The organism is Fuerstiella marisgermanici, from assembly GCF_001983935.1.
GTDB classification, from domain to species: Bacteria; Planctomycetota; Planctomycetia; order Planctomycetales; family Planctomycetaceae; genus Fuerstiella; species Fuerstiella marisgermanici.
The window spans coordinates 5,548,196-5,560,117 of sequence record NZ_CP017641.1 but is presented as its reverse complement, the minus strand read 5'-3'; the positions used below and the strand labels follow the sequence as shown (position 1 = coordinate 5,560,117).

At 56.8% G+C, this 11,922-nt stretch carries 11 protein-coding genes; 5 read left to right on the top strand and 6 right to left on the bottom strand.

The features are described from left to right. Positions 1–216: 216 nt before the first annotated feature. Positions 217–3,171: a tetratricopeptide repeat protein gene (locus Fuma_RS20620; RefSeq protein ID WP_077025782.1), complete on the top strand. Its 2,955-nt coding sequence runs from the start codon at positions 217–219 to the stop codon at positions 3,169–3,171. A gap of 6 nt (positions 3,172–3,177) precedes the next feature. On the opposite strand, the gene Fuma_RS20615 is transcribed toward Fuma_RS20620, so the two are convergent. Together Fuma_RS20615 and Fuma_RS20610 are read right to left on the bottom strand one after the other, a co-directional pair. After that, the gene (locus tag Fuma_RS20615; RefSeq protein ID WP_077025781.1) at positions 3,178–4,227 is read right to left on the bottom strand and encodes a CNNM domain-containing protein; all 1,050 of its coding nucleotides are present in this window, start codon (positions 4,225–4,227) and stop codon (positions 3,178–3,180) included. Beyond that, a complete protein-coding gene (locus Fuma_RS20610; RefSeq protein ID WP_083732195.1) occupies positions 4,227–5,525 on the bottom strand; it encodes a hemolysin family protein in 1,299 nt (432 codons plus the stop codon). Before Fuma_RS20610 ends, Fuma_RS20615 begins: the two co-directional genes overlap by 1 nt. A gap of 135 nt (positions 5,526–5,660) precedes the next feature. Here Fuma_RS20610 and bioD point away from each other — a divergent pair, with 135 nt between their 5' ends. Together bioD and Fuma_RS20600 are read left to right on the top strand one after the other, a co-directional pair. After that, positions 5,661–6,356 (top strand): dethiobiotin synthase, encoded by a 696-nt coding sequence (bioD, locus tag Fuma_RS20605; RefSeq protein WP_158521076.1) that lies wholly within the window; start codon positions 5,661–5,663, stop codon positions 6,354–6,356. Between the two features lie 493 nt (positions 6,357–6,849). Then, the gene (locus Fuma_RS20600) at positions 6,850–7,068 is read left to right on the top strand and encodes a carbon storage regulator (protein WP_077025778.1); all 219 of its coding nucleotides are present in this window, start codon (positions 6,850–6,852) and stop codon (positions 7,066–7,068) included. Between the two features lie 169 nt (positions 7,069–7,237). Here the strand turns inward: Fuma_RS20600 and Fuma_RS20595 are convergent, their stop codons facing one another. The 4 genes from Fuma_RS20595 to Fuma_RS20575 all read right to left on the bottom strand — a co-directional run bounded on the left by Fuma_RS20595 (position 7,238) and on the right by Fuma_RS20575 (position 10,228). After that, positions 7,238–7,816 (bottom strand): anti-sigma factor, encoded by a 579-nt coding sequence (locus Fuma_RS20595; protein WP_077025777.1) that lies wholly within the window; start codon positions 7,814–7,816, stop codon positions 7,238–7,240. A gap of 4 nt (positions 7,817–7,820) precedes the next feature. Then, complete coding sequence (locus tag Fuma_RS20590) at positions 7,821–8,459, bottom strand: RNA polymerase sigma factor (RefSeq protein WP_077025776.1); 639 nt, start codon at positions 8,457–8,459, stop codon at positions 7,821–7,823. 88 nt (positions 8,460–8,547) lie between these two features. Continuing rightward, positions 8,548–9,534, bottom strand: coding sequence for an adenosine kinase (locus Fuma_RS20585; protein WP_077025775.1), 987 nt, complete (start codon positions 9,532–9,534; stop codon positions 8,548–8,550). Positions 9,535–9,763: 229 nt separating this feature from the next. Beyond that, complete coding sequence (locus tag Fuma_RS20575; RefSeq protein WP_077025773.1) at positions 9,764–10,228, bottom strand: ComEA family DNA-binding protein; 465 nt, start codon at positions 10,226–10,228, stop codon at positions 9,764–9,766. A 259-nt stretch (positions 10,229–10,487) separates the two neighbouring features. Between Fuma_RS20575 and bioB the strand changes: the two genes are divergently transcribed. Both bioB and Fuma_RS20565 read left to right on the top strand, forming a co-directional pair. Further along, on the top strand, positions 10,488–11,579 hold the full coding sequence (gene bioB / locus Fuma_RS20570) for a biotin synthase BioB (RefSeq protein WP_077025772.1): 1,092 nt from the start codon (positions 10,488–10,490) through the stop codon (positions 11,577–11,579). Positions 11,580–11,607: 28 nt separating this feature from the next. Then, entirely contained in the window at positions 11,608–11,886 is a 279-nt protein-coding gene (locus Fuma_RS20565; protein WP_077025771.1) for a hypothetical protein, read from the top strand. Positions 11,887–11,922 lie beyond the last annotated feature (36 nt).

Sequence of the window (11,922 nt, the reverse complement as noted above, 5' to 3'; positions counted from 1 at the left end):
ACGCGGCCATGCGGATTTCGACATATGTTGCCGAATGGAGTCAGCGCGTCAGGACTCGGACGTCAACCACGCCAGGCGACGATTTTGGAAACCTTAGGGAGACTTCGTAGTCGAAGGTTTGATCTCAGCATTCGCGGTGGAATAATGGCTTTCTGAACTGACCGGTTGTGTTTCTGCAACTCGGACGACGCCATTCCGCTTATCCGGCTGCCGCAAATGAAGAATCGAATACCGATCATCCTGCTGGTGCTAGTGCACCTGCCGCTGCTGATCGGATACCTGGTTCAACTTCCGCAATCGCCCGCGTGGTATTTCGGTCCGCTTGCGTGGATCGCTCTTGGCGTATTGTTCGTGCTCCGCAACGGCGGCCGCCGTGAAATTGAGCCGCAGGAAGACGGGAATCAGCCAGCGTTTTGCACCTTCGTGAAGTTCCGTGTGGTACTGAGCGTTCTGCTGATTCTAACGGCCCTTGTCAGCCAGCAGTTCGGCTTCGGTATCATGAGCGGCTTGGTTTGGCTGCATGCATGGCTGCAGCGACATCGCGACCGCATGGTGGAATCGTCGTTGGCATATCTGACCGCGATCGGTTTTTTCGCGACGTACGTGGATATTCGTCCCGTCAACTGGCTGTTGGGGCGCATCACGGCGGCAGGCACCAGCTTTGCCAGTCGCGTCCTTGATCAGCTGGGCTATCTTCACCTTCGCGCAAACAACGTGATCGAGGTTTCCGGCCAGGCTTTTTCAGCCGACGTGTTCTGCAACGGTTTTTTCTCGGTGCCGGCTTTCGTCTGTTGTGCTGTTATTGTGTTGTGCGTTCAGCGACGCAAATGGGGCCATTTTCTGCCGTCGCTGCTGGTGAGTTCCGTGTTTGCCGTCGTGTTGCAGGTTGGCATTCTTTGCACCTGCGTGATCGCCTGGACGGATTATCAGACAGCATTCGACAGCGGCACACAGCGGCTGTTGATGACGGGGGGCGTGTTCGGAATTACGCTGCTGTGTTTTGCCAGCTTTGATGTTCTGCTGAGTTTCTTTACTGATCCGGTTTCGTTTATGGGAGCCGGATCAATCAACCCGGTTTCGCTGATGTGGAACCGGATGTTTTTGAAGCTGCCGCGTGAGGAGCCCGGTGCCACAGAAGATGTCGGCATGCCGGACTGGGACACGATGTTCGAAGATATCCCCTTCGAATACCGCATGATCCCCGGTTGGTTTCGCGAATTCGTCAATCTCTGGTTCTTCACACGCATTCCGCGTCGCATTGTCATTGGTCTGCCGTGCCTGATGCTCGGTGCGCTGGCGATCTCAATGCTGGTCTTCGGGGAATCTGACAGCGACGTGGGCAACCACTACGAATCCGCATTGGCCGCCGCGATTGAGAACGAGCAAAGTGAAGATACCGAGCTGATCATGGCTCGTATGCTGCAAGCCAACTACGGCGACGACGATCTGCGCTTTCGTCTGGCTCAGCACCTTGTGACGCTGGGGCGCATCGAAGACGCTCAGGAGCATCTGGATATTCTGGCACCTCCTGATCTGCCGGGACACGCCCCCGCACGGCTGTGGCTTGTCAAGCAGTCGCAGGAACCCAACGCCAGCATTCCGCTGGACGACGCACAGCGACAACAACAACTGCGCCGCGCCGTCGATGAAGATGGCCGCAACATTGAAGTGCATCTGATGCTGGCGGAAAGCTATGCGAAGAACAAGCAATGGCAGTTGGCCGAAGGGCATTTGGCCATCGCTGCCGAACTGGATCCTCGGTACACGGCTGAGCTGGTTGCGCTGCAGCGCCGATCGGGCAGGCAAAGTGACGCAGTGCTGGAACAAGCCGCTCAGCCGGTCGAAAAACTCACGAAGCAGCTCGACGCCGATCCGTCAGACGTCCAAGCGCGCACGTCGCTTGTCAGAATCAGGCTCGCACAGGGCGATTTGGATGACGCAGAACGTTTGCTACAGGCTGGGCTGGAGATCGGCGATTCCACAGAATTGAAGGCGATGCTGTCTTCGACTTACACGACGATGGCCACCAGGCTGCTGCCCAACCAGATGTCGCTGCCGCGAGCCGCAAAATTCAGCCTCGACGCTGTTGTGCTGGACCCCACCAACGAAACCGCGCTGAATCTACTGCAGCAGACCAGCAAATCTGTGAACTCGTTCAATCAACAGGATCTGGCGTCGGCCATTGGCTACTGGAAGCAGGAAGTCGCGAAAGACGGCGAATCCGCGCGAGCTCGCTTCCGCCTTGCTCAGTTGCTGGCGGCGTGTGGCCAATACGACGAAGCGGCGGATGCGCTGGAGCCGGCAGCGACGACTGATAGTCAGCTTCAACTGCAGCTGGTTCAATTGTATCTAAAGGCCGGTCGGCAAGCCGATGCAGATGCCGTTACCGATCGATTGACTGCGGCGATTCGCGAACGGATGCAAGCTGCACCTGAAGACGCTGGCCTGGCCACCTCCCTGGCTCAAATCCTTCTGATGTGTGGCCGTGAAGACGAAGCCAACGCTGTGATGGAAGCTCAGAAAAAAGCCGGCCGGGAGTCGCAGACGCCCGAGTTTTCGCAAGTCTACACCACAGCAAAGTTAACAGTCTTTGACCAGAAGTCGGCCGGCGATGAATCGTTTCTTGCAACGGCCGAAGCGCTGGGGCTATTGCAGGATGCCCTCAACGCGACCCCGCAGGCCGCAGCAGCCGTCGTTCCGCGACTGGCTCAAATGACCTTCATGGAGGGCGAGAGCGCGGACAAAGCCGATCGGATGTTGACGAAGATTCTGGCAGAACAAAATCTGAACTACAGTGCGTATCTTTCAATCGGAACGCTGGCGGTGGTCCATGAAGACTATGACAAAGCTGTTAAATACCTGGAACGCGCGCGGTTGCTGTCGCCCGATGATTCGCAGGTGCTAAACAATCTGGCCGTCGCTCTGGTACGGCAATCCGCCGACAACGCCGATCGCGCGCTGAAGTATTCTCAACGAGCGATCGAGCTGGCGCCGGGCCATGTCGAACTGGTTTGCAGCCGTGCGGAAATCTATCTGGCACTCAAGCGGTGGTCTGATGCCCGAGCCGATCTGGAAGCGGTGCTGAAGCAGCAACCCAACCATGAGCTGGCATCAACGCTGTTGGAACAGGTTGAAGCTGAATCGAACTCACAGGCTTCTTTCACGCCGTGATCGGCATCAGGTCGATTCTCGCGAAGCAGTGACTTCGCTGCTGGTCAGCAAGGCGTCTGTGCCGACTCCGCCGGGCCGCACAACTCGAAACAACTGAGACACCAGCGTCTGTCGATCGATGATGCCCGCGACGTGGTCATTCTGTCGGACCACGCCGTAGACGGCGAATTCGCGAAACATTCGCGTCAGCACTTCGAGACGCGGTGTTGCTACATCGAACTCAGGAAGCGGCTGGGCCACCAGTCGCGGTGCCAGGCCGGATGTCAGCATGTCAGCCACACGAACAACGGACGTCCAGCGGTAAGGATGACCTTCGGCATGCAGCAGGACCAGCGAAGTGTCGGTTTGCCCAGCCAGTTCCAATACCTCGTCCATCGACGCGGTTTCGCACAGACCCTTTACTGACAACGCCGGCCACATCGATAGCTCGACCCGCTGCTCCGCGACCTGCATCAGGTTTTCCGCCAGGGTTCGCTGCAATTCGGTTAGCAAACCTTCACGCTCCCCAGCCTCCAGCACGCCGTGTAGTCGGTTGCGGCCAAACACGACTTCCAGCGGGCGTTTTTGGGGGTTGCCAAACTTTGCGACGAAACGTGAAAGAAGAATCAGCGGATAACTGATTGGCAGAAACAAATAGTAACAAACCGAAAATCCCACAGACCCACTTCGCAGCAGCATCATGGGCGATCGGTAGTACAGACTTTTCGGAATCAGCTCGCCAAAGATAAACACGACGGGAGTCATCAGCAGCGTCGCCGCCAGTTCCCGCGCTGCGGAGGCGTATTGCCAGATCGCGGCCACGGTCATGCCGATTGCCAGCGTCGTCAGATAGTTGGCGACGTTATTGCCCACCAGCGTGGTGGCTACGAAGCGTTCCGGGTGAGCGACAAAGTAAAAAAGCCGCGACGCCACGCGGTCGCCGCGCTGCTTTTCCAGAGAAAGCTGCAGCGTGCTGATTCGGTAGAACCCTGTTTCCGACCCGCTAAAGAATGCGGACAGCTTCAGGCCGTAGAAGAACAGGAGCAACGCGACCAGCATGGTGAAGAAGAATTCCATCAGGACTCCTCCCCGCTGCCAGCCGAGTAGCTTTCCGGTTCGATCAGCGCGCGAATCTGGCCGCGCTCCGTGACGGCGATGGCTGTCAGGATCCAGCCTTCCCAGCGAATCTGATCGTCCACTTCCGGCAGACGTTCGAGTTCATCATGGAATAACCCGGCAAGCGTTGTCGTTTCGTCGTCGTCCGCGTCGTATGAAATTCTCAACTGCCGCGCCAGAAACCGCAGAGTTGCCAAACCTTCTGCGTGATATCGGTTGTTGCCAATTTCAATCAAAGGTTCCCGGCGCAGGACGCGGCGTGTGCGAGATGGCGAATCGCTGAGAATTGTTTCCAGAAGGTCTTCGTATGTGACGGTGCCGACCATTTCGCCATGCTCATGAACCACGACTGCAACGCTGCGATAACGACTTCGCAATTCTGCCAAGACATGGGCGAGGCTGGCACACCATGGGACGTAAATAACGGGCTCGGAAAGCTCTGCAAAGGTGGGTGTGTCTCGACGAGTAATTCGCGAGAGTGGAACGGCGCGTGTGCAGATTTCGTTGTCATCTTCAGTAACCATTAAATAGTCTGTGGTCTTCAACGGCGCTGCATTCAGGCTGTCCAGAGTGGCGTTACCGTCGACTGTGATGCTTAGATTTCGTGGCCGCATCACTTCTTCGACCGCCACTTCGTTTAGGTCGAGAATGTTGTGCAACACCTGCTGCTCAATTTCCAGCAGTTCAGATGTGAAGGCGGCTGAGGCATCAATTGCCTTCTCCAGATCTTCCGGCTGCAGGTGCGGTTCATGCTTGATATGCGGCCAGAACGTGCGTCGCAGGATTCGGGCGGTCTTGCCGAGCAGTGGGATCAGCGGATCCAGGATGGCCACAGCCGCCGCCAACGGCCAGCTCACCGCAGACGCCAGGCTTTGCCGAAAGACAACTGCGATGCTCTTGGGCAAGACTTCACCAAAGACAATCATGCCCAGCAGATTGCAGACTGCCAGAACACCGGCCGTCAGATGAAAGCTCTGCGATGTCAGCTTCTGCATCACAACGATGCCGACCGAGAAATAGGCCAGGTTGATCAGCAAGTTCCAGAACAAGACCGCGGTGAGCAGGCGGTCCGGGTCGGCCATCAGCGAGGCGACCATTCGCTGGCGTGAGTTGCCGAGGCTGAAGCGGCGAATCTGGTCGCGAGACAGAAAAAAGAATGCCGTTTCGCTTGCTGAAAAGAAGCTGGAAAGCGAGACCAGCACCAGCATCATCAAAGTGCCGGGTAGCCAGATTTGGAGAGAATCCGTTAATTCAGACATCGATCGAGGCCTATGCCTCAGGACATGCAAGCGAGCATAGAAAAAAGAGGGACGTCATTCGCGATTGTTCCTTCCGGCAGCATACCATACACGATCGAACAGCCAACACACTCCAACACAGCGCTGCTGAACGACATGAAAACTCTGCTGGTCACCGGCACCGACACAAACGTTGGCAAGACATGGGTCACTTGTCTGCTGCTGAAGCAGCTGCGTGGCGAAGGTGTTCGCGTGGGCGCGTACAAGCCGGTTTGCAGTGGAGCGGAATTCCTTGAGTCCGGACCGGTCTGGCAGGACGTCGAAAACCTTCGGCAAGCGCTGGGCGGACAGCATGATGTCGATCAAATTTGTCCGCAGCGATTCAGAGCGGCAGTCGCTCCGAATGTTGCTGCTCGCATGGAAGATTCATCCGTCGACGATCGGATGCTGCGGACGGCGGTGGAAGCCTGGCGAGGTCAGTGCGACTATTTAATTGTCGAGGGGGCCGGCGGCCTGCTGTGTCCGATCTCTGACAAAACGACGGTGGCAGATCTGGCGGTGGATTTGGAACTGCAAATTCTGATCGTGGCCGGCAATCGACTGGGCGTGATCAACCACTCGCTGCTGACCGCTGAAGTCGCCAGGCAGCGAGGCTTGTCGATCGCCGGCGTTGTATTGAATGATCCTCCGAATCGATCTCCAGACGATCTGGCGGCCGACGAATCCAACGTCAATCAGTTGGCTCACTGGATGCCCGACATTCCTTTGTTCACTTGCGGCAGCGGCGCCAAGTGCCTGCAGACTTTTCCGTCCAACGATGTGCTGGGATCTGCAACAAAATTGTTCGGCTGATTGGGTAACCGGCAACGCTGAAGAATACAGATTTGGGGACAGGTATCGCTGAACCTTCGGAGAGGGCATGTGAGTTGCTAACCCAAATTTGCGATCGTGTTTTCCAGGGTCTGGCAATTTAGAGCACGGCCGGTTGCGAGGTCACTCGCTGAGACGGCCGTTTATGCCCCCGAAAACCACCTCAGGTGATTTGCGCGGACATGTAGGGGGCTTTGGTTATTTGCGGCGCAGGTGTTGAGCCGACAGTTGGACTACTAGAGTGGGGATATCCCTCGATGCGGACGTTTTATGCTAGTGCATGAAAGTTTTTCCGCAACAATTCGAAAGGAATGCAGACTAAGGGGCGTAGATAGAGTGGAACGCGCGGATTTTGCCGGTCATCGGGACGGGGTTTGCAGCGTGTTATGAGCGGTAGCCTGAGTTCAGCAAGCGATGCGTTTTGCAACAGGCGGCCAGGTTTAGAAGAAATACTCGCACAACATGGAGGTGCAGGATGCTCGTATTAAGTAGGAAACCAGGCGAGTCGATTCAGATCGACGAAAATATTTCCGTGACGGTCTCTGAAGTTCAAGGCGGCCGAGTTCGGCTGTCGATCGACGCCCCGCGGTCAGTTCGGATTGTCAGAAAAGAAGTGCTGGAACGCGACTTCCCGGCTGAGTCAACTCAGACGTTGCTCGACCTGCCCAAGGATTCTGACAAGGTGCTGAACTAAACCGGCGCCATTAGTGGCTGGTACGGGTTTGTATTCAGAGCTGTGAGTCAAGCCCAGGGTTCTGCGCGGTGACGCATTGCCGCTGAGGCGTAGCGCACCAAGGACGACTTCGGCCCGCGCAGAAACGTTCGCGTTCAGCAACGGATGGGCGCACCGTGGCGGCTGCCGGCTAGAAGTTTAAGCTCTGATCGCCGGATGTCACTTGGAAAAAGTCGGGAGCCACGACCTGCCCGTTGGCCGCGTTTACGTAAACGATTGAGCCATCAGGTTGCTGGAACCTGAGAACCTTCATCGTGCTGCCAGACGGAACTGCTGCGTCGTTTTGAAGTCCCACGTTCATAGCGGACATCGGAGCCCATGCGTCGTTTCCAGCGGTTTCCTGCGAGTTCATCGGCAGTTGCTGTACGATCGTGGCCAAGGCAAGCGTCAGTGAGCACGCACACAAGGCGGCCACAGCGCCATTGAAGCGGCGACGCTGCGGTACATTCGCTGCACGACTGCCGCGCGAAGCGAGACGTTCAGAAACTCCGGCCCAGACAGCTCCGGCCGGAACATCCACGCTGTCTTCATCGCGCACCTGCTCCAACACGTGCATGGCATCCACCATGCCCGCGTGATACGAACGGCAGTCGCAGCACGTTTCGAGGTGATCCAGCAGACGGGCTTCTTCGTCCGGCTGAGTGTCATCGCCTACGGCCAGGTGAATAAGGTGACGTGTATCACCACACGCTGTTGATTGATTTTGCATTTGTTTAACCCAACTGTTCCTCATCAATACAACGTTGTCGCCGTTCCCATGCGTCTTTAAACATGCGGCGAGCTTCAGCCAATCGCCAACGAATTGTGGCTTCACTGCGTTCCGTAACTGCAGCAACTTCTGACGTCGAAAACCCTTCCAGGTCTCGCAACACCAATACTGTTCGATACGCTTCCGGGATGTCGGTCAGCACTGACCGGACTTCCTGAGACGTGTCCAGATTGCCGCGCGGGTCCGGTGCTTCCGGGTCTGGCAAGCGGTCTTCGCCCGCTTCGCTAAACAGGGCCCATCGCCCCTTGCGTTTGATTTTTCGAAGGTGATCGTAGGTCGTATTCACGGCGATACGAAACAGCCATGGCCCGAAACGTCTCGACGGGTCAAACTGCTCCAGCCGATCAAAGGCTTTCAGAAACGTGTCCTGAGCCAGATCCATCGCCAGATCGCGGTCCGGAATAAAGCGGCGAATGACCTTCAGGACACGCCGTTCATATCGCTGAGCCAAAATGCCGAACGCGTCCGGATCATTGTGTCTTGCCTGATCAACCAGCCGCGCATCGGTGACCTGAGACATGACGGAATCATCAGATTCCGGCTGTGTCTCGGACGATCCGTAATTCGCGTCCGATTCGGTCATTGACAGCATTTCTCAGGCCTTTCAGCATTGATTACGCTGGCGGGCCGCGATTTGTTGGACAGATTTGCCCTGAATACGCAGGAAAACCTTAGCTGATCAGGTCCGCGATTTCGGCGGCCGTGAATCGTCGTTCGATGCGGGCCCCTAGCTGGCTGACGATGCGTCCGGCTGCGTGAGACGCCAGGTGCCCGGCCTGCTTCCACGACATGCCATTTGTGATGCCGTACAGCAACCCGCCGGCATACATGTCACCAGCGCCCGTGGTGTCGATGGCGGTTACGTCAACTCCTTCAATTGCAATCGCCTCGCCGCCGTGCATCACGATCGAACCGTTTGGTCCGAGCGTCATGGCCACGTTTTCTGCGTGACGGTGTATCTCTGCCGCGCATTCGATCGGATCATCCTTGCCTGTCAGGCTTTTCGCTTCTTCTTCGTTGCAGAAGAACAGGTCCACCGGGCCTTTCACGAGGTCCCAGATTTCGTCGCGAATCATGTTCACCAAAAACGGATCGGATGCCGTGAAGGCGACTTTGACGTTATTTTTCTTTGCCAGTTCAATCGCTTTGTAGGCGGCCGCCTTGGTGGTGTCGCCCGTTAGCAGGTAGCCTTCGATATATACGTACTTTGCCTGCTTCAGTTCGGCTTCGTCCACATCCGCTTCAGTCAGTGTGGCAGAAACGCCCAGGTTCGTCATCATCGTGCGTTGAGCGTCTTCGGTGATCAGAACGGCACAGGTTCCTGTCTGGCCATCCTTCGCTTGTTGCACTTCGATGGTGACGCCCATGTCACGCATGTCCTTCAGGAAGAACTCGCCCGTTTCGTCGGCCGCGACTTTGCCGACGTACGCCGCTTTGCCGCCGAAGTCTGCCACCGCGACGATTGTGTTGGCTGCGGAACCGCCGGCACAGCGATTGAGTGGCAGGCCGTTTAGCTTTGTCAGAAGGGATTTTTGCTGAGCATCGTCAACCAGCGTCATGATGCCTTTGTCGAAACCTGATTCAGCGAGCAGTGCGTCGGCGACTTGAGCCTGAACATCCACAAGGGCATTTCCCACGCCGTATACGTCGTACTTCATGTTACAAAATTCGTTTGCTGGACTCTGTGAATATTTTGATTACTTGCGGCCGAAGAGACGGCTCGCCGAGTGCGCCAAAAGCGGGCGAAATCCCAATTTCCGCAGCATAGCATGTCCGCACGCGGTTTTTAACGGCCCAGTCGCTGCCTGTGGCGTGAAATCCACCGGACGCCAGGAAACGTCGTGACGTTCGTGCAAAAAGCTTCACGTCTTGTGAAACGAGTTGCACTCAATCGGTTTGTGAAGGTGGGGCGGGGCTTTCAGGCGTAATTGTCAGCCACGGGCGAATTCGGTCCAGCGTCATGGGGCCGATTCCGTGAACTCGTTGCACGTCGTCGATGGTCTGAAATGGGCCATTGGCGGAGCGATCTGCCACAATCCGGTGGGCGAGCGACGGCCCGATCCCCTGCAGCTGCGACCATTCAATCCATGTGCCGGTGTTCACGTCCACCCGGAAAAGCTGCGCGGATTCGCCAGGTTTCCAGGGCAGCGGCTCCGGCTTTTTCAGGGCCAAGCTGAGATATTGATACGCCAGGATGACCAAAAAAACCGAGCAGATCGTCAGCAAAAAGTTGCGTTCGCGGCGCGTGCCGTCGCGGAGCTGTTCTGAGTCAATCTCGAGCTCTGCAGCCGGATCTGCGTTGGCTTTGACCGCAACGTCGTCGGATTGCGAGTTTTCAGATTCGTCTGCCAAGACTTCGGCTCCCGAAATCCATCGCCAGTGATTCGTCTGATAGCGGCTGCACCGTCATCTCAGCTACGGTCCAGAATGGTGCGACCGGGCTTATGCGTCAAGTGTCCACGTGGGGAACGCGTAAATTCGGGCGACGCCGCAGCGAATCGGGATTTGCTGGAGAGTCGAGCCACCGAGCCGTTGAACGCGGCTGAAGTGACGGTAGACTCACGCGGCAACAATAGTCTACGGAAATTACCCAATTCGGAGCCTTAATGGCATGTCCACTGACACCGCAGCGCTGGCTGACCACAGATCCTTTGCCGAAATGGCGGACGTCGTTCTCAATGGCGGCCAGATTTCGCGAGACGACGCGCTTCGCGTGCTAAACACGGATGACGATCAGGTGCTGACTCTGCTGGACTCCGCCTTCCGAGTTCGTCGGGAGCACTTCGGTCGTTCGGTGCAGTTGTACTATCTAAAGAACGCTAAAAGTGGACTGTGCCCCGAAGACTGCGGCTACTGTTCTCAGGCCAAGGGTTCGGAAGCGGCCATCGACAAGTATCCGATGCTGAATGCCGAGCGACTGATGGATGGGGCTCGCAAAGCTTTCGAAAGTAAGGCTCGCACGTACTGCATTGTGGCCAGCGGTCGAGGCCCGTCAGATCGGGAAGTCGATCACGTCTGCAACGTCGTGAAGGGCATCAAACAGGAATTCGGACTGCACATCTGTGCGTGTCTGGGACTGCTGAAGCCGGATCAGGCCGAACGGCTGAAGGCGGCCGGCGTGGACCGAGTCAATCATAATCTCAACACCAGCGAACGGTTTCATGATGAAATCGTTTCGACTCATACCTTTCAGGATCGCCTGAAGACGCTCGATACCTGCCGCGACGTTGGTCTGGAACTGTGTGCCGGCATGATCGTTGGCATGGGCGAAACCAATGAAGACGTGGTCGACGTGGCGTTGAAGCTAGCCGAATTGCAGGTGGCTTCGATCCCAATCAATTTCCTGATCCCGATTGAGGGAGCTCAGTTGGGCCGACCGGTGACGCTCGATCCTCGGTACTGCCTGAAGGTTCTGGCAATGTTCCGGCTAACGAACCCGACCACCGAACTCCGCATTGCGGGCGGTCGCGAAGTGAATCTGCGAAGCATGCAGGCGATGGGCTTGTATGCGGCGAACTCTATGTTTGTCAGCGACTATTTGACCACGCCCGGTCAGGCGGCGATGGACGACTTCAACATGATTCGCGATCTGGGCTTTGAAATCACAGCCGGGGATTACGAGTCTGAAAAGTTGCTGGAGCAGTTTCAGCAGGCGACGCCGGACGGGTGCGGCAGCGAGTCCAATTCGGCCTGCTGCGGTTAAAGCGAACCAAGTTGAAGGCCACTCCGCCATGTCCTGTGACGATTCCGCATCTGTTAACGACGCTGTTTTCGAAGTCCTCGAAAACCAGATGCGCGACGGCACGCCACCGGAGACGAAGCTGACCTACGATCGTTTGCTGTCAGAAGGGCATTCGCACGACGAAGTGATGCCCATGCTGGCGACGGTACTGCTGTGTGAGATGAACGTCATGGTCCGGGACCAAAAGACGTTCAATGAGGCTCGCTTTGTGGCGGCATTAAACAAGCTGCCGGGACTGCCAGCCGACCACGATGACGATGACGACTGATTTCTGTGAATTCCACAAACGGGCGGCTGGCATTTA